Here is a 16,912-nt window from a genome sequence, read left to right as displayed (position 1 = left end):
ATTCAAAAGGCCGTCTGAAATTTCATCAGGCGTATTTTTCAGACGGCATTTTTGTGTTTAGTTTCTAACGTTTGTCCAATTTCCGCGCCAACGCGTTGCCGGTGCTTTGAATCAGGATAACGAGCAGCACGAGGAGGGCGACGATGAAGATGATGACTTCGGTTTGGTAGCGGTAGTAGCCGTAGCGGATGGCGAGGTCGCCCAAGCCGCCGCCGCCTATCATGCCTGCCGCCGCGCTGTATGAGAGCAGTCCGATGGCGAGGACGGTGATGCTGGAAACCATGCCCGCGCGCGCTTCGTTCAAGAGGACTTTGCGGACGATGGCAAGCGGCGACGCACCCATGGCGGTGGCGGCTTCAATCACGCCTTTGGGGACTTCGCGCAGGTTTTGTTCCACTAAGCGGGCGAAGTAAAACAGGCCGGACACGCTCAATACCAGCGAGGCGGCAATCGGGCCGATGGTGCTGCCGACGATGGCGCGGGTCGCGGGTATCATGGCAATCATCAGGATGACGAAGGGGAAGGCGCGCATCAGGTTGACTAAGTTGTCGAGCAGGAAATTCACCGGTTTGTTGTAATGAAGCTGGCGGCTGGATGTCACGAAAAGCAAGACGCCCAAGAGCGTGCCGAAGATGACGGCGATCGTGGTGGACAGCCCGACCATGACGAAGGTTTCGCCCAAGGCGCGGACGATTTCGTCTTTCATGCCGACGATGGTGGAAACGGCTTGTTCGAATGTTAAGTCTGCCATATCAATCCTCCCGAATCAGTTCGCGCCCGATTTCGGATTGGGCGTGGATTTGGTTGCCGCGTACTTCGACGATTTCCACCACTTTTCCTTTATCCAAGAGGGCGGCGCGGTCGCACAGTCGTCTGATGACGCTCATTTCGTGGGTCACGATGACGATGGTGACGTTGAAGCGTTTGTTGATGTCTTCCAAACATTCCAAGACGCTGCGCGTGGTGGCGGGGTCGAGGGCGGAAGTGGGTTCGTCAGCGAGGATGACTTGGGGTTTGGGCGCGAGCGCGCGGGCGATGCCGACGCGCTGTTTTTGTCCGCCGGAGAGCTGGGCGGGGTAGTGGTCGGCGCGTTCGGTCAGGCCGACGATTTCAAGGCATTCTTTGACGCGTTCTTTGATTTTTTCAGACGGCCATCCGGCGATTTCCAAAGGAAAGGCAACATTGTCGGCGACGGTGCGGTTGCTCAAAAGATTGAACTGCTGAAACACCATGCCGATATTCTGCCTCGCCTGACGCAATGCGGCGGCATCAAGCGCGGTCAGCTCTTGTCCGCACACATTGACCCTGCCGCTGTCGGGACGTTCCAACAGGTTAATCAGGCGCAACAGGGTGGATTTGCCCGCGCCGGAATAGCCCATCAGGCCGAAGATCTCGCCGTCTTGGATTTCGAGGCTGGTCGGCTCGACGGCGGCAAAACGGGTTTTGTCGCGCGTTTGGTAATGTTTGGAAACGTTGTCCAAAATAATCATAAATACTTCCTGATACTTCTGGAAAAAAAGAAGCCCGATGCTGTACACAACGGGCTTGGATATAAAGAAAGGAATAAAAACAGCAGAAAATGAAAATACGCTTTAGCTGTTTATGCCCGCAAGCTGTGTCAAATCGGCAATGTTAACTCAGATACGACTATAATCAAAATCAGTAACTTTGTCAAGTTTTGATATGATTTGTAATTTTAAAATAATAAATTGTCAGCTTATTTGCCGAAAAGCTCCGCCACCATGCGGGCTTCTTCCTCGGTATACGCCGCGCCGTTGAGCTTGGCGGTCAGGATAAATTCGCCGCTTAACCCTTGTTCGGCGCAGGTTTCGCGCCAGCCTTGCAGCCGTTCTTCGTCGCTGGCTTTACGTTTCAGACGACCTATGGTCTGAGCCGCCTGTTTGGTTTCTTCGTTCATACAATTCCTTAACAAAAGGCAAAAGGTCGTCTGAAAAATTTCAGACGACCTCATGATTATTTGATGACCCGCGCCAGCAAGGCTTTTTCTTTGCCCTGCATATTCGGGATTTTGACTTGGATGCCGTTGCCCGGGGCGACGTCGACGGCTGTGCCTTTGCGGGTCATTTGTTCCAGCGTAACGGTTTGGTTGCCTTCGGGATGGATGATTTCCAAAGTGTCGCCGACGGCAAAGCGGTTTTTGACCTCCACCGTTGCCCAGCCTTCGGCGTCGATTTCGGTAACGTGGCCGACGTATTGGCTTTGTTTGGCGGTGGAATGGCCGCTGAGGTAGTTTTGATAGTCTTGGGTTTGGTGGCGTTCGAGGAAGCCGCTGGTGTAACCGCGGTTGGCGAGGCCTTCGAGTTCGCTTAACAAGCCGTAATCGAACGGACGGCCTGCGACGGCATCGTCAATCGCTTTGCGGTAGGACTGGGCGACGCGGGCGACGTAGTAGAGCGACTTGGTGCGACCTTCGACTTTGAGGCTGTCCACGCCGATTTTGGCGAGTTTTTCGACGACTTCGATACCGCGCAGGTCTTTGGAGTTCATGATGTAGGTGCCGTGTTCGTCTTCCATAATCGGCATCATTTCGCCGGGGCGGTTGGACTCTTCAATCAGGAAAACTTTGTCGGCGTAGGGGTGGCGTTTCTGACCGTTGATGCCTTCGAAGTTTTGGTTGGCTTCTTCTTGGGCTTTTTCAAAGTTGAAGCCTTGCAGAAGCTGGGCGTCGCCCGCGTCGCTTTCGACGGCGTTGTGGACTTTGTAGTCCCAGCGGCAGGAGTTGGTGCAGGTGCCTTGGTTGGGGTCACGGTGGTTGAAATAGCCCGACAATAGGCAACGGCCTGAGTAGGCGATGCACAATGCGCCGTGGATGAAGACTTCGAGTTCGATGTCGGGGCATTCTTGGCGGATTTCGGCGATTTCTTCCATGCTCAATTCGCGCGACAGGATGATGCGCTCGACGCCGATGTTCTGCCAGAATTTCACGCCCCAGTAGTTGGTGGTGTTCGCCTGTACGGACAGGTGGATCGGCATCTCCGGCCATTTTTCGCGCACGGTCATAATCAAACCCGGATCCGCCATAATCAGCGCGTCAGGCTTCATGGCAATCAGCGGCTCCATGTCGGCGACGAAGGTTTTGAGCTTGGAATTGTGCGGCAGGGTGTTGACGGTCAAAAAGAATTTTTTGTTGCGCTCGTGCGCTTCTTTAATGCCTTGCTCGAGGACGTCGAGTTTGGCAAATTCGTTATTGCGGGCGCGCAGGGAGTAACGCGGGCTGCCGGCATAAACGGCGTCTGCGCCGTAATCGTAGGCGGCGCGCATACGTTCGAGGCCACCGGCGGGAAGGAGGAGTTCGGGTGCTTTCATTGCGGTGTGCTTTAGATTTGAATGTTTCAGACGGCCTTCGTAATCTTGCTAAACAGGCCGTCTGAAAGGTGTTCGGAAGAGTCGGCGATTATCCGCTTTTTTGTTTTTCGGGTCAATTTCACGGCGAGGGGAGCGGGGGCGGTCTGCCTTGTTTTTCAAGGGAAATTGGCATGAAATGCCGTGTGCCGGTTTACAGGCGCAACCGGTTTTCAGACGGCCTGTCGCATTGCGTTCGGCGGCAGGGGTAAATTTAATTGCGGAAAAAGCATTCAGGAAATGTGTTTTCTTGTAAAATGGCAAATTCGTTTCTACAGCATTTTGAGATAAGAGTGGAACATGAATTTCCGTTTTGACATTATTTACGAATACCGCGAGATGTTCCTGTACGGCGTGCTGACGACGCTCGGCCTGACCGTGATAGGAACTTTGGGCGGTTCGATTTTGGGATTGCTGCTGGCACTGGCGCGCCTGATTCATCTGGAAAAAGCAGGTGCCGTCCTGCGTGCGGCAGTGTGGCTGGTGCGTAAGATCTCGCTGCTGTATGTAACGCTGTTCCGCGGTACGCCTTTGTTTGTACAGATTATTATCTGGGCTTACGTTTGGTTTCCGATTTTCGTCCATCCGGTCAACGGTATCCTCCTCAGCGGCGAGGAAGCCAACGAGCTGCGCAAGGCTTACGGCCCGCTGATTATCGGTTCGCTGGCGTTGATTGCGAACTCGGGTGCCTATATCAGTGAGATTTTCCGGGCGGGTATCCAGTCTATCGACAAAGGCCAGATGGAAGCTGCCCGCTCTTTGGGCCTGAATTACCGGCAGGCGATGCGTTATGTGGTTCTGCCGCAGGCGCTGCGCCGTATGCTGCCGCCGCTGGCCAGCGAGTTCATTACCCTGCTGAAAGACAGTTCGCTGCTCTCCGTTATCGGCGTGGTAGAACTGCTGGCGGTGCAGAAAGCGATTTCGGGACGGTATTCGGTGTATGAGGAACCGCTTTATACGGTGGCGTTGATTTATCTGGTATTGACGACTTGTCTGGGCTGGATGTTCCTGCGGATGGAAAACCGCTACAACCAACCGCGCCGCTGATAAGGTTGCTTTAGAGGCCGTCTGAAAAATCGGTTTTCAGACGGCCTCTTTGCGTTTGGCTTAATATACTGTGTCAACAAACGGCGGTTGTGCCTTTACGGCTCCGTAGGTATTCACACCAAACCCTGCCGATTCCTATGGAAGGCAGGGTTTCGGTTTGACGTTGTGAACGGAATATCCGTCCGTCAGCCGAAAAGACGGTTCACGTCGGATGTTTTCTTGCGGTAAGGCAGGCGTATGTCGACGCGGAACGTGCCGTCGAGTTCGCGGCTTTGTATTTTGGCATCGCTGTCGTACATCAGCGTGAGACGTTCTTTTAGGTTGCGCAAGGCCATTGAGTTGCCTTTGTGCGGTTTGGCGTTTTCGCTGTTTTCCGGCGGGATAAACGGGTTTTCGATGCGGATGTAGATGGACGATTTGTGCAACTGCGTCATCACGGTGATGATGCCCGGGCGGTGTGTGGTTTCGATACCGTGGAATACGGCGTTTTCCAACAGCGGTTGGAGCAACAGGTGGGGGGTTTCCGCATCGTCGGGCGCGTGGTGCTGCCACATGACCTGTACGCGGGTGTGTCCCATACGGATTTGCTCGATGGCGATGTATTCCTGCGCCCATTCGATTTCCTGACCCAACGTACTGTTCTGGCTGCCGTCGCGCAGTTGGGCGCGGAACAGGTTGGCGAGGTTTTCCAGCAGGGTTTCCGCGTCATACGGACGCAGGCGGATGAGGCTGATGGCGGCGTTGAGGCTGTTGAACAGAAAATGCGGGCGGATGCGGGCGGTCAGCGCGCTCAAACGTGCTTCGGAAAGGGACGGGGCCAGGCTGTTGCGGCGGGCGGCCTCAATATACATAAAGCTCAACATAAAAAGGTTGAACATACAAAAATGCTGGATAAATGCGCCGCTGCTTTCCTGTAGGACCAATACGTCGACAAACAGGAAAATAACCTGGTTGAGGATGAAGGCGTAATAAAAAGCATGGGGCGAATTGTGCAGACGGGGGGCGAAATGATGAATGATGTAGGCTTTCAGCATGACCAAAATCAGCACGGGGATAACCCATAACATGTTTTTGTTGACCTCTTCCGCATAACTCATCGACGAATTGGTCAGTAGCGGAAAGAGCAGCAGAGCGGTGAACGCTGCAATCAACATGCGGGCGGTGGTGGCGAAATTGCGCAAATCGGCTACTGCGAAGGAAGAACCTATTTGACGTATAATGGACATATGTGCAAACCTAACAGCTTTATTCTTGTATCGTAAACCGCAACGGGGTTTACTTTGATTTTTTGAAGGATGGAAAATGAGTAACGACAAAACCTGGTCGGGCCGCTTCAACGAACCTGTATCCGAATTAGTTAAAAAATACACGGGTTCCATCGACTTCGACAAACGGCTGGCCGAATGGGACATCCAAGGCTCGCTCGCCCACGCGCAAATGCTTGCGCAGGCAGGCGTTTTGAGCTTAGACGACCTAACGGCCATCCGTCAGGGTATGGCCGAGATTATAGCAGAAATCGAAGCCGGCAAAGTCGAATGGTCGCTGGATTTGGAAGACGTCCACATGAACATCGAACGCCGCCTTACCGACAAAATCGGCGATGCCGGCAAACGCCTGCATACCGGCCGCAGCCGCAACGACCAAGTCGCCACCGACATCCGCCTGTGGCTGCGCGACCAGATTACCGTCATTCAAGACCTGATTCGGAGCCTTCAGACGGCCTTGGTCGATTTGGCGGAACAAAACGCCGAAACCGTCATGCCCGGTTTCACCCATCTGCAAGTCGCCCAGCCCGTCAGTTTCGGACACCATATGCTCGCCTACGTCGAAATGCTCGGACGCGATTTCGAACGCATGACCGACTGTCGCAAACGCGTCAACCGTATGCCGCTCGGCGCAGCCGCCCTTGCCGGTACGACTTATCCGATTCAGCGCGAAATCACCGCCGAATTGCTGGGTTTCGAACAAATCTGCCAAAACTCGCTCGATGCCGTATCCGACCGCGATTTTGCCGTCGAGTTCACCGCCGCCGCTTCGCTGGTTATGGTTCACCTGAGCCGCCTGTCTGAAGAATTGATTTTGTGGATGAGTCCGCGTTTCGGCTTTATCGACATCGCCGACCGTTTCTGCACAGGCTCGTCCATCATGCCGCAGAAGAAAAATCCCGACGTTCCCGAACTCGTGCGCGGCAAGTCAGGCCGAGTCATCGGGCACCTTATCGGCTTGATTACCCTGATGAAATCTCAGCCTCTGGCGTACAACAAAGACAATCAGGAAGACAAAGAGCCGCTGTTTGACACCGCCGACACGCTCATCGACACCCTGCGGATTTACGCCGACATGATGCGCGGCGTGACCGTCAAACCCGACAATATGCGCGCCGCCGTGATGCAGGGCTTCGCCACCGCCACCGATTTGGCGGATTACTTGGTAAAAAAAGGCATGCCTTTCCGCGACAGCCACGAAGTCGTCGCTCAAGCTGTGCGCCACGCCGACCAAGCGGGCGTTGATTTGAGCGAACTGCCGCTCGAAGTCCTGCAAGGCTTCAGCAACCTGATTGCAGAAGACGTGTACGGTGTACTGACACCCGAAGGCAGCCTGAACGCGCGCAACCACTTGGGCGGAACCGCGCCGGAACAAGTGCGCTTCCAAGTGAAACGCTGGCGGCAGTTGCTGGCTTGATTCAAGTAATGGAAGAGGCCGTCTGAAAAAAGAAGTTTTCAGACGGCCTTTGCGACATAAGGAAACCGTAAAACATGAACCCAGTCCGCCCCTTCTTAAACCACATCCCGCAAATCCACGAATCCTGCCTCATCGACGAAACCTCCGTCATCATCGGCGAAGTGTCGCTTGCCGAAGACGTATCCGTCTGGCCGTATGCCGTTTTGCGCGGCGACGTGAACAGCATCAGCATCGGCGCGCGCAGCAACGTACAGGACGGCAGCGTCTTGCACGTTTCGCACAAAAACGCCGAAAAACCCGAAGGTTCGCCCCTCATCATCGGCGAAGACGTTACCGTCGGACACAAAGTCATGCTGCACGGCTGCCGCATCGGCGACCGCGTATTAATCGGTATGGGAACAATTATTCTGGACGATACCATTGTTGAAAACGACGTGATGATAGGCGCAGGCAGCCTCGTGCCGCCGCGCAAACGGCTGGAAAGCGGCTATCTCTATGTCGGCTCGCCCGTCAAACAAGTCCGCCCGCTGACCGAAAAAGAAAAAGAATTTTTGAAATACTCGTCCGCGCATTATGTGCGGCTGGCGTGGCAGCACAAACAGTCGTCGGGTAGTTCTGATTAATCAGTTTCCACTGTCAATATCGGTAGATTCGGAATTATTGTAAATTTTTTTGAGATACCGCCGGTAGAAAAACTCAGCCAACAAGATGGAAAAGATAAAAATAATGCTGAGAGGGATAAAATGGTCTTTGCCGAGAAAATATTTGGGATTAATGACAAAGGTGCTTAAGATAAAATTCGCTACAAATGCAACGAAACTGAAAAGAAGGCTATAAGCCAAAAAAACATATGTATGATTAATATATTTTTCATAATACTTTGCGTTTGATTCTTTTTTCATATATATATTGCCGTATAATTAAGTAACTGTTTCAGGAAAAAACTCCGTGTCATGCATTATGATATTGCTATGACACAGAGTTTATATTTAATTAATACGAGACCATTACGGTCTGATGCTTCTTTCAGTTACATAGGAACCTAATTTAGCCCCTAAATAACCTCCGACGGCTTGCCCAATAGTTCCTCCAACAGCTATACCGACCGGACCTCCAAACGCCCCTAAAGCCATTCCTGTAAACCGCCCAGCAAGCATACCAGCTCCACCACCAACAAAGTTACCTGCATCTACGGCTAGCGTTCATCCAATACCTTGTCCACCAGAAGCCAAGTTCAATTCATCTACCGTTAAAACATGCATAACATTACTCCTGTATTAATTAAGATTTGATTCGTATTCGTAATTTATTGAATACGATAACCGATTTTATGTCGGTATTAAATTGATTATTATTTTATTATTTTGTTCCTTAATTTACAAAATTTTGAAAGTTAATGCTAATTTAATGTTTACGGAAAATCCGCCATGAACCTCTACCTAGCCTCCGGCAGCCCGCGCCGCCGCGAAATTCTGGAAAACCTCGGATTCAAAGTTATCCGCATTCCTGCCGATATTGATGAAACGCCGCATTCCGACGAAAACGCCGCCGATTATGTGCAACGTATGGCGCGGGAAAAAAATGCCGCCGCCGTCGCGCAATGGTTTGCCGCATACGGCGAACCGCCCGAATATCCGATTCTCACCGCCGACACCACGGTCGCCTACCAAAACCACATCCTCGGCAAACCGGAAACCGAAGCCCAGGCAGCCGAAATGCTCGCGCGGCTTTCGGGTCGGACGCATCAGGTGCTGACCGCCGTATGCGTATATTGGCAGGGAAAGGCGCGCGGCGTTTTACAAACCAGCGACGTGCGTTTCAAAACCTTGTCTGCCGAAGAAATATCCGCCTATATCCGAAGCGGCGAACCGATGGACAAGGCGGGCGCATACGGTATTCAGGGTTTGGGCGGCGTGTTTGTCGAGCATTTGCAAGGCAGTTTTACCGGCGTGATGGGCCTGCCCGTTTACGAAACGGCCGTGCTGTTGAAACAGTTTGGTTTTGGCGTGCCGCCGTTTGCCTGATTATCGCCGTTGAGGCCGTCTGAAACCGTTGGCGCGGTGGTTTCAGACGGCCCCAATTTTGAAAGGTTTATCGGATTGTCAACAGAACCCTGTTTTCAGTTACAATGCGCACTTGTCGTTATGGAAAAGAAGCGGAATGAAAGAACACAAAGCCAGAAAACGCTTCGGGCAGAATTTTTTGCAGGACACGCGCATTATTGCCGATATTGTCAACGCCGTCCGCCCGCAGGCCGATGATGTGGTGATTGAAATCGGTCCGGGCTTGGCGGCGATTACCGAACCTTTGGCGAAGAAGCTGAACCGCCTGCACGTTATCGAAATCGACCGCGACATTGTAGGCCGTCTGAAAACGCTGCCGTTTGCCGACAAGCTGGTGATTCACGAAGGCGATGTGTTGCAGTTTGATTTCAACAGCATAGCGGGCAAAAAGAAAATCGTCGGCAACCTGCCGTACAACATTTCCACGCCGCTTTTGTTCAAGCTGGCGGAAGTGGCGGACGATGTCGTCGATATGCACTTTATGCTGCAAAAAGAAGTGGTCGAGCGCATGGTTGCCGCGCCGAAAAGCAACGACTACGGCCGCTTGGGCGTGATGCTGCAATATTTTTTCGATATGGAGCTGCTGATTGACGTGCCGCCCGAATCGTTCGACCCAGCGCCGAAAGTGGATTCGGCGGTGGTGCGCATGATTCCGGTGAAACACCGCATCGGCAAGGCGGACGATTTCGAGCATTTCGCCAAACTGGTGAAACTTGCCTTCCACCAACGCCGCAAAACCATACGCAACAATCTGAAAGAATTTGCCGACGACGAGGATTTGCAGGCAGTCGGCATCAGTCCGCAAGACCGTGCCGAACATATCGTGCCGGAAAAATATGTGGAACTGAGCAATTATTTAGCTTGCAAGTAATTTAAAATTCTTTATAACTAAATAAGAAAAGGAAAATCAATGAAAACGTCCCTTGTTGTATTATCTTTATTTGTTGTCAGTGCTTGTGCTACTCATAAAACTATGGTCCCGATAAGTGGGAGTAAGGCTGATGGAATTGTGAAAATGGCTTATGACTATGCCTTGTTTGAATCCCCAATGATTAATAGGGAAGCATCACAAGAACAGGCTGTAAAACGATGTAATGCTTGGGGATATTCTGATGCGGAAGCATTTGGTACAAGTAGTAAACAATGTATAGAAAATAATGGATTTGGTTGTGAAAGATTTAGAGTGATAACTGAGTATCAATGTACGGGTAGTTACAATTATCCCACCCAACAAATTCCTTCACGAAACGTTTCCCAATCTTCTTATGCTGCCCAGCAGGGCCAGCAGATTATCATTAATATTCCTGCTTCTACTCAACAGGAAGTTACGTTACAGCCGATTAATCGACATTAAATTCAAACGATATGATTAAATTCAAAAATGTACACAAACATTTCAAAGACCTGCACGTTATCAACGACGTCAGTCTGGAAGTGGGGCAGGGTGAGGTCGTGGTGGTTTGCGGGCCTTCGGGCAGCGGCAAATCGACTTTAATCCGCACGGTCAACCAGCTCGAAAGCATCGAGAGCGGTGAAATCTGGGTGGACGGTATCAATGTTGCCGACCCGAAAACCGATTTGAACAAAGTGCGCGAGGAAGTGGGCTTTGTGTTTCAAAGCTTTAATCTTTATCCTCACCTGACCGTTTTGGAAAACATTATCCTGTCGCCGATGAAGGTGAAAAAGCAGAGTTTGGAGCAGGCGCAGAAAAAAGCGATGGAACTGCTCGAGCGCGTGGGGTTGGCGCATAAAAAAGACGCACTGCCCAGCCAGCTTTCGGGCGGGCAGCAGCAGCGCGTGGCGATTGCGCGCGGGCTGGCGATGGAACCGCGCGTGATGCTGTTTGACGAACCGACTTCCGCACTCGATCCGGAAATGGTCGGCGAAGTGCTGAAAGTCATGAAGGATTTGGCTGAAAGCGGCATGACCATGATGTGTGTTACCCACGAAATGGGTTTTGCCCGCGAGGTGGCCGACCGCGTGATTTTCGTCGACCACGGACGGATTCTCGAAGAAGGTTCGCCGGAAGAGTTTTTCACCCATCCCAAACATGAACGCGCCAAGCAGTTCTTGCAGCAGGTGATGACCCACTAAACCATTCCAAGACCCCGAGGCCGTCTGAATTCGGGGTTTTTCATGCGTAAGCCGCAACCTGAAAGGAATATCCATGTATTTTGTCGACCGTACCGCCGTCGTGCTCAAACCGACCGCCCGTTTTCTGGACTGGCTGAACCATATTGACGAGGAGGGCGTCAACCTTACGTTGGAGCAGCTCCGTACCAACTGTTCGGTGTTTTTAGTGCCTGAGTTTGAAACGCCGGAAGAGGTCGTCGCCTATTTTGACGAACGCTATGCGGAGGTTTTCAAGGCGGAAGTGTCGGGATGGGCGGTTGACGAGGCGGCCTGGCCGAAAGATATGAGCCTGAAGGCGTTTTGGGAATTTTTCGAAGTGGAAATCCATGACCTTGTGGTGGACATGGAAGAGGGCGAATTGAACCTCGATCCTGTTTTCGACGATATGGGATGACGCCGTGCGCGCTTTTCAGACGGCCTTGAAGCCTTCGCGCACGCTGCTGCGGGCCGCCGTTTTACTGCATCTTGCCGCCGTTGCGGCCTGTCTGGCTTGGTTTTACGGTTGGATGATGTGGGCGGGGCTGGCTGCATTGGCGGTGAGTTTCGCCCATGCTTTGAGGGTGCAGCGCTTCCGATACCGGAATGCGGTCAAGCGGATTGAAGTCGACCGCCTGCAACAGGCAACCGTCTGCATCTACGGCGGACAAACCTGCCTTTCGGCGGTATTGTGCGATGAATCGGTGGTCTCGCGCCATGCGATGTTCTTAACATGGGATACGGGCGGGCGCAAAATCCGGCATCTGGTGTTGCCCGATATGACGACGCGGGAAGAATACCGCCTGTTGTCGGTGTGGGCGCGCTGGTGCCGCAGCGGAGAGGGCAGGCCGTCTGAAACGGCGGAGCCGTAATCCGCAAAGCCGGGTTTGTTTGGAATCGAGTATTTTCAGACGGCCTCAATGTCCGACCAACCAAAAATAACACTGAATCGAAATGAAAACATTACAAGAATGGCTTTCCCATCTGGAAACCGCACACAGCGCAGGCCTAATCGATATGGGGCTGGAGCGCGTGGGCGAAGTGAAAAAACGTATGGGCCTGCAACCGCAATGTCCGGTTGTGGTCGTAGCAGGCACAAACGGCAAGGGTTCGGTCTGCGCTTATTTGTCGCAAATCTACACCCAGGCCGGCTTCAAGGTCGGTACGCTGACCAGCCCGCACCTGCTGCGTTACAACGAGCGCATCGCCGTCAATACCCGTCCGGTCGAAGACGCGGCGATAGTGGCGTCGTTCGAGCGCATCGAAGCGGCGCGCGCCGGTATCTCCCTGACTTATTTCGAGTTCAACACATTGGCGGCAGTCGATATTTTCACCCGCGAAAAGGTCGATGTGATGGTGTTGGAAGTCGGGTTGGGCGGACGGCTGGATGCCGTCAACGTGTTTGATGCCGACTGCGCGGTCGTCACCAGTGTGGATTTGGACCACCAGGCGTTTTTGGGCGATACGGTGGAGCAGGTGGCTTTCGAAAAAGCAGGCGTGTTCCGTAGCGGCAAACCCGCAATCTGCGGACAAACGCCGCCGCCCGAATCGCTGCGCCGCCATGCAGGGGAAATCGGCGCGGAACTGCTGCTGATAAAGCGCGATTTTGATTTTTCCACACTGGAAAACGTGCAGTGGTCGTATCGTTACCATCCGCAAAATTCAGACGGCCGCACGCGCAACCGCAACGCGCTGCCGTTTCCCGCCCTGCGCGGCGCATACCAACTCTCCAACGCTGCCTGCGCGCTGACCGTGCTGGAATGCCTCGGCGACAGGCTGCCCGTCGACATCGCCGCCATTAAACGCGGTTTGCTGCTGGTGGAAAATCCCGGACGCTTCCAAGTCTTGCCCGGCCGGCCGCTGACCGTTTTGGATGTCGGCCACAACCCCCACGCCGCCCGCGCCCTGCGCCGCAGCCTGATTAACCTGATGTTTGCCGAAAAGCGCACCGCCGTGTTCAGCATATTGGCCGACAAAGACATAGACGGCGTGCTCGACATCATCAAAGACCAGTTTGACGAATGGTATATCGCACCGCTGGACGTGCCGCGCGGAATGACGGCCGAAGTACTTGTGCGGAAGCTGTCGGAGCACGGCATTGAGAATGTAAAAGTATTTGAAAATATAGAGAAAGCATACCGTGCCGCTTTGGAGAAAGCAGGCGAGAATGATAGAATCGTCGTATTCGGTTCGTTTCATACCGTCGCCGCAGTCATGGCGGCGCTGTCATAGGAATCCCAAGCATGTCAGACGATAAACAAAAAGAGATGCTGAGCGGCTACGAGCAGCTCAAACGAAAAAACCGCCGACGTTTGGTAGGTGCCTCCGGTTTGGTGCTGGTGTCCGGCATCCTGCTGGCCGGCGCGCTATATACCGGTGCGGATAAAGAACCGTCCGCCGAAACCGCCGCCGCGTCGGCTCCCGTCGAAAATGTAGCCGCGTCGGCGGAAGAGCCGGAAGTGGCGATTTGGGAACCGAATTCTTCCGGTTCGGCGCGGCAGGTTCCTGCCTCTGAAGCGGCTTCGTCCGCCCGGCAAAGCGCCGATGCAGCATCCGCCGATGCCGAAGCGGCGCCTGCTGCCGATATGAAGGCGGAAGAAGGCGCGCCGGTGGTGTTGATTAACGATACGTTGGTGGATAACGGTACGGAAGATCGAGCCGACAAGCCCAAAGCAGCGTCCGCCCCCCGCAAGCCGGAAACGCAGGTGGCACGTCGTTCGGAAGCAGAAGAGGAAACCGTTATTGAAGATACGATGGCGGAAGATACCGCCGACAGCGGGGCAGAGCAGCCGGATGAGGCGCAGCGTGCCGAAGAGCGCCGCCGACGGCTGGCCGAGCAGCGTGCCGCCGCCAAACGTGCAGAGCGTGAGGCCGCCGTTAAGAAACAACGTGCCGAGCGCGAAGCCGCCAAACGCCGTGCGGCGAAATTAGCCGCCGAGAAACGCGCCGCCGAGCGCAGGGAGGCGGAGCAACAGGCTGAAGCGAGAAAAGAACAGCAATATGCCGTCGGGGCGGCAGAATACCGCCGCGTCGAGCCGACAAGGACAGACAAGCCGAAAGAGCAGCAACCGGTAAGGAAGGCGGAAGCCAAGCCCGAAGCGGTAAGGCCTGAACCGAAATCCGAAGCAAGGAAACCCGCTGCCCCTACGGCCCCGACAGCAGAGAGCAAAACCGTCGCGGCTAAAGGTAAAGGCGGAAAAGCGGCGATTCAGGCTGGTTATCCCGAAAAAGAGCGTGCTTTGAGCCTGCAACGCAAAATGAAAGCGGCGGGCATCAATGCGGGCATTCTTGAAGTCAATACCGACAAAGGCAAGGTCTACCGCGTGAAAACCGGTTCTTACCCGAACCGTGTGGCGGCCGAACACGATTTGAACAGAATGCGCGTACACGGTATCGGCGGCACGGTGATTGAAGAATGATATGACCATAATCGATATGCTGGCCGGCTGCGTCATCCTGATATGCGTCTTGATGTCGATGATGCGCGGTGCGGTGGCCGAAGCCGCATCGCTGGGGATATGGGTCGTGGCGTTCTTTGTCGCCAAAGGGTTCGCCGTACCGTTTGCCGATATTGCCTTCAAATCGTTCCAGCCTCTGTTGGCCAAAGGGCTGTCGTTCGTCATGCTGTTTTTCGGCGCGTGGCTGGTGCAGCGCCTGTTGCTGGCCCTGACCACTTCGGCTTTGTCGGCAGCGGGATTGGGCGGCGTCAACCGTGCGTTGGGTGCCATGTTCGGCGCGGTCAAAGGCATCTTGCTGGTTACGCTGGTCGTGATGGTGTGTTCCCTGACCGATTTGCCGAAAACCGAAGGATGGCGGCGGTCGTTCAGCATTCCCTATTTCGAATATCTGGCGCAGTCGGCAGTGCCGTATCTGCCCGGCAAGGGGCTAGGAGAGCAGGCGGCGGATACGGATATGCAGTTGTTGCAGTTAAACAGATAACCGGTTTCAGACGGCCTTTTAACAGGACGGGCCGTCTGAAACCGGTTTGATTTTGAATCAGGCTTTTTATTCTTTGACGGCGCTTTGTCCGCCGTATGTTTCGGAGAAAACACATGTGTGGTGTATTAGGTTTGGTCAGCTATGAACCGGTGAACCAGCCGCTTTACGACGGATTGCAGATGCTCCAGCACCGCGGGCAGGACGCGGCGGGCATCGTAACGGCAGAGGGCAGCGTGTTTCATATGCACAAGGGCAAAGGGATGGTGCGCGAGGTGTTCCGCACACGCAATATGCGCGATTTGGTCGGCAACGCGGGCATCGCCCACGTCCGTTACCCGACGGCAGGTAATGCGGGCAGCAGCGCGGAGGCGCAGCCTTTTTACGTCAGTTCGCCGTTCGGCATCGTGTTGGCGCACAACGGCAACCTGACCAATACCGCCGAACTGTACGAAAACGTATGCTACAAACATCTGCGCCACATCAACACTTCTTCCGATTCCGAAGTGCTGCTGAACGTGTTTGCCCACGAGCTGAGGCAGGAAGTTTCAAAAAATGCCGACAACCATCTGACGGTGGACAATATTTTCAACGCGGTGGCGCAGGTGCACCGCCTGGTAAGCGGCGCATACGGCGTGGTTGCCATGATTGCGGGTTACGGCATGGTGGCTTTCCGCGACCCTTACGGCATCCGCCCGCTGGTGTTGGGCACTCAGGACGGCGGCGGGGGCAGGAAAGCCTATGCCGTTGCATCGGAATCCGTGGCGTTTAATGCGCTGGAGTTTGATTTGGAGCGCGATATAGCACCGGGCGAAGCGGTTTTTATTTCGTTCGACGGCCGCTTTTTCTCACGACAGTGCAGCGGCAGGCACACGCTCAGTCCGTGTTTGTTCGAATATGTTTATTTCGCCCGCCCCGACTCCGTTATCGACGGCGTGTCGGTATATCAGGCGCGTATGGACATGGGCGTGGCGCTGGCGGAAAAAATCAGGCGCGAGCTGCCGGTGGGCGACATCGACGTCGTGATGCCGATTCCCGATACCAGCCGCCCGAGCGCGATGGAACTGGCGGTGCATTTGAACAAACCTTATCGCGAAGGCCTGATTAAAAACCGCTATATCGGCCGCACTTTCATCATGCCCGGCCAGGCGACGCGTAGAAAATCCGTGCGCCAGAAACTCAGCCCGATGGAAACCGAGTTTCAGGGAAAAAGCGTGTTGCTGGTAGACGATTCCATCGTGCGCGGCACGACCAGCCGCGAAATTGTCGAAATGGTACGCGCGGCGGGTGCCCGAAAAGTATACATCGCCTCTGCTGCTCCCGAAGTCCGTTACCCGAACGTGTACGGCATCGACATGCCGACCCGTGAGGAATTGATTGCCAACGGCCGCAGCGCGGAAGAAATCGCCGCCGAAATCGGCGCAGACGGTATCGTGTTCCAGAACCTCGACGATTTGGAGCATGTGGTGAAAAAGCTGAATCCCGGCATCCGCTCGTTCGATTCGTCCTGTTTCAACGGCGTTTACCAGACCGGCGACATCGACGAAGCCTATCTTGCCCGACTGTCTGCCGAAAAATCCGGTTGCGGCGGTTTGAAAGTGTATCCGAGCAAGATGGAACACAGTATCAGCGTCAGCGATACGGCAGATGAAGAGTAACGAATCCTGAGGATGAGAGGCCGTCTGAAAACCATGATTCGTTTCAGACGGCCT

18 protein-coding genes are annotated in these 16,912 nt (G+C 54.1%); 13 read left to right on the top strand and 5 right to left on the bottom strand.

Annotated features, from left to right (window positions below; genetic code table 11):
* Positions 1-64: 64 nt before the first annotated feature.
* From ACI43T_RS05195 to trhP, 4 genes are all read right to left on the bottom strand, one after another.
* Positions 65-751, bottom strand: a complete 687-nt coding sequence (locus ACI43T_RS05195) for a methionine ABC transporter permease (RefSeq protein WP_009173923.1) — start codon at positions 749-751, stop codon at positions 65-67.
* A gap of 1 nt (position 752) precedes the next feature.
* Entirely contained in the window at positions 753-1,490 is a 738-nt protein-coding gene (locus ACI43T_RS05190) for a methionine ABC transporter ATP-binding protein (protein ID WP_405385734.1), read from the bottom strand.
* Between the two features lie 227 nt (positions 1,491-1,717).
* A complete protein-coding gene (locus ACI43T_RS05185; protein WP_003777093.1) occupies positions 1,718-1,918 on the bottom strand; it encodes a hypothetical protein in 201 nt (66 codons plus the stop codon).
* A 56-nt stretch (positions 1,919-1,974) separates the two neighbouring features.
* Complete coding sequence (gene trhP, locus ACI43T_RS05180) at positions 1,975-3,327, bottom strand: prephenate-dependent tRNA uridine(34) hydroxylase TrhP (protein ID WP_405385733.1); 1,353 nt, start codon at positions 3,325-3,327, stop codon at positions 1,975-1,977.
* A 336-nt stretch (positions 3,328-3,663) separates the two neighbouring features.
* Here trhP and ACI43T_RS05175 point away from each other — a divergent pair, with 336 nt between their 5' ends.
* Positions 3,664-4,410 (top strand): amino acid ABC transporter permease, encoded by a 747-nt coding sequence (locus ACI43T_RS05175; protein WP_377081535.1) that lies wholly within the window; start codon positions 3,664-3,666, stop codon positions 4,408-4,410.
* Positions 4,411-4,595: 185 nt separating this feature from the next.
* Here ACI43T_RS05175 and ACI43T_RS05170 read toward each other — a convergent pair whose 3' ends face one another.
* A complete protein-coding gene (locus ACI43T_RS05170; protein ID WP_377081537.1) occupies positions 4,596-5,636 on the bottom strand; it encodes a sensor histidine kinase in 1,041 nt (346 codons plus the stop codon).
* A gap of 76 nt (positions 5,637-5,712) precedes the next feature.
* Between ACI43T_RS05170 and argH the strand changes: the two genes are divergently transcribed.
* From argH to purF, 12 genes are all read left to right on the top strand, one after another.
* On the top strand, positions 5,713-7,092 hold the full coding sequence (argH, locus tag ACI43T_RS05165; RefSeq protein WP_377081539.1) for an argininosuccinate lyase: 1,380 nt from the start codon (positions 5,713-5,715) through the stop codon (positions 7,090-7,092).
* A 74-nt stretch (positions 7,093-7,166) separates the two neighbouring features.
* A complete protein-coding gene (locus ACI43T_RS05160) occupies positions 7,167-7,715 on the top strand; it encodes a gamma carbonic anhydrase family protein (protein WP_377081541.1) in 549 nt (182 codons plus the stop codon).
* 804 nt (positions 7,716-8,519) lie between these two features.
* Complete coding sequence (locus tag ACI43T_RS05155; protein ID WP_405385732.1) at positions 8,520-9,116, top strand: Maf family protein; 597 nt, start codon at positions 8,520-8,522, stop codon at positions 9,114-9,116.
* A 136-nt stretch (positions 9,117-9,252) separates the two neighbouring features.
* Positions 9,253-10,026: a 16S rRNA (adenine(1518)-N(6)/adenine(1519)-N(6))-dimethyltransferase RsmA gene (rsmA, locus tag ACI43T_RS05150; RefSeq protein WP_377081227.1), complete on the top strand. Its 774-nt coding sequence runs from the start codon at positions 9,253-9,255 to the stop codon at positions 10,024-10,026.
* Between the two features lie 39 nt (positions 10,027-10,065).
* Complete coding sequence (yecR, locus tag ACI43T_RS05145) at positions 10,066-10,509, top strand: YecR family lipoprotein (RefSeq protein WP_377081225.1); 444 nt, start codon at positions 10,066-10,068, stop codon at positions 10,507-10,509.
* A gap of 11 nt (positions 10,510-10,520) precedes the next feature.
* Positions 10,521-11,249, top strand: coding sequence for an amino acid ABC transporter ATP-binding protein (locus ACI43T_RS05140; protein WP_009173913.1), 729 nt, complete (start codon positions 10,521-10,523; stop codon positions 11,247-11,249).
* Between the two features lie 73 nt (positions 11,250-11,322).
* Complete coding sequence (locus ACI43T_RS05135; RefSeq protein WP_377081222.1) at positions 11,323-11,682, top strand: hypothetical protein; 360 nt, start codon at positions 11,323-11,325, stop codon at positions 11,680-11,682.
* Positions 11,683-11,686: 4 nt separating this feature from the next.
* A complete protein-coding gene (locus ACI43T_RS05130; protein WP_405385729.1) occupies positions 11,687-12,136 on the top strand; it encodes a protein YgfX in 450 nt (149 codons plus the stop codon).
* 82 nt (positions 12,137-12,218) lie between these two features.
* A complete protein-coding gene (gene folC, locus ACI43T_RS05125) occupies positions 12,219-13,496 on the top strand; it encodes a bifunctional tetrahydrofolate synthase/dihydrofolate synthase (RefSeq protein WP_405385728.1) in 1,278 nt (425 codons plus the stop codon).
* Between the two features lie 11 nt (positions 13,497-13,507).
* Positions 13,508-14,683 (top strand): SPOR domain-containing protein, encoded by a 1,176-nt coding sequence (locus ACI43T_RS05120; RefSeq protein WP_405385727.1) that lies wholly within the window; start codon positions 13,508-13,510, stop codon positions 14,681-14,683.
* A 1-nt stretch (position 14,684) separates the two neighbouring features.
* A complete protein-coding gene (locus tag ACI43T_RS05115; protein ID WP_009173908.1) occupies positions 14,685-15,203 on the top strand; it encodes a CvpA family protein in 519 nt (172 codons plus the stop codon).
* Between the two features lie 113 nt (positions 15,204-15,316).
* Entirely contained in the window at positions 15,317-16,858 is a 1,542-nt protein-coding gene (gene purF / locus ACI43T_RS05110) for an amidophosphoribosyltransferase (RefSeq protein WP_405385726.1), read from the top strand.
* Positions 16,859-16,912: the final 54 nt, after the last annotated feature.

It is taken from the genome of Neisseria oralis (assembly GCF_045062685.1).
GTDB classification, from domain to species: Bacteria; Pseudomonadota; Gammaproteobacteria; order Burkholderiales; family Neisseriaceae; genus Neisseria; species Neisseria oralis.
This window is presented reverse-complemented; position numbering and strand designations above follow the sequence as displayed.

What these genes read in the sequence shown, in the direction of transcription:
- ACI43T_RS05170 (WP_377081537.1), bottom strand. Translation starts at nt 5,636, where the DNA reads ATGTCCATTATACGTCAAATAGGTTCTTCCTTCGCAGTAGCCGATTTG.
- ACI43T_RS05195 (WP_009173923.1), bottom strand. Translation starts at nt 751, where the DNA reads ATGGCAGACTTAACATTCGAACAAGCCGTTTCCACCATCGTCGGCATG.
- ACI43T_RS05135 (WP_377081222.1), top strand. Translation starts at nt 11,323, where the DNA reads ATGTATTTTGTCGACCGTACCGCCGTCGTGCTCAAACCGACCGCCCGT.
- ACI43T_RS05190 (WP_405385734.1), bottom strand. Translation starts at nt 1,490, where the DNA reads ATGATTATTTTGGACAACGTTTCCAAACATTACCAAACGCGCGACAAA.
- folC (WP_405385728.1), top strand. Translation starts at nt 12,219, where the DNA reads ATGAAAACATTACAAGAATGGCTTTCCCATCTGGAAACCGCACACAGC.
- argH (WP_377081539.1), top strand. Translation starts at nt 5,713, where the DNA reads ATGAGTAACGACAAAACCTGGTCGGGCCGCTTCAACGAACCTGTATCC.
- ACI43T_RS05155 (WP_405385732.1), top strand. Translation starts at nt 8,520, where the DNA reads ATGAACCTCTACCTAGCCTCCGGCAGCCCGCGCCGCCGCGAAATTCTG.
- purF (WP_405385726.1), top strand. Translation starts at nt 15,317, where the DNA reads ATGTGTGGTGTATTAGGTTTGGTCAGCTATGAACCGGTGAACCAGCCG.
- ACI43T_RS05115 (WP_009173908.1), top strand. Translation starts at nt 14,685, where the DNA reads ATGACCATAATCGATATGCTGGCCGGCTGCGTCATCCTGATATGCGTC.
- ACI43T_RS05160 (WP_377081541.1), top strand. Translation starts at nt 7,167, where the DNA reads ATGAACCCAGTCCGCCCCTTCTTAAACCACATCCCGCAAATCCACGAA.
- ACI43T_RS05175 (WP_377081535.1), top strand. Translation starts at nt 3,664, where the DNA reads ATGAATTTCCGTTTTGACATTATTTACGAATACCGCGAGATGTTCCTG.
- rsmA (WP_377081227.1), top strand. Translation starts at nt 9,253, where the DNA reads ATGAAAGAACACAAAGCCAGAAAACGCTTCGGGCAGAATTTTTTGCAG.
- ACI43T_RS05140 (WP_009173913.1), top strand. Translation starts at nt 10,521, where the DNA reads ATGATTAAATTCAAAAATGTACACAAACATTTCAAAGACCTGCACGTT.
- ACI43T_RS05185 (WP_003777093.1), bottom strand. Translation starts at nt 1,918, where the DNA reads ATGAACGAAGAAACCAAACAGGCGGCTCAGACCATAGGTCGTCTGAAA.
- trhP (WP_405385733.1), bottom strand. Translation starts at nt 3,327, where the DNA reads ATGAAAGCACCCGAACTCCTCCTTCCCGCCGGTGGCCTCGAACGTATG.
- ACI43T_RS05120 (WP_405385727.1), top strand. Translation starts at nt 13,508, where the DNA reads ATGTCAGACGATAAACAAAAAGAGATGCTGAGCGGCTACGAGCAGCTC.
- yecR (WP_377081225.1), top strand. Translation starts at nt 10,066, where the DNA reads ATGAAAACGTCCCTTGTTGTATTATCTTTATTTGTTGTCAGTGCTTGT.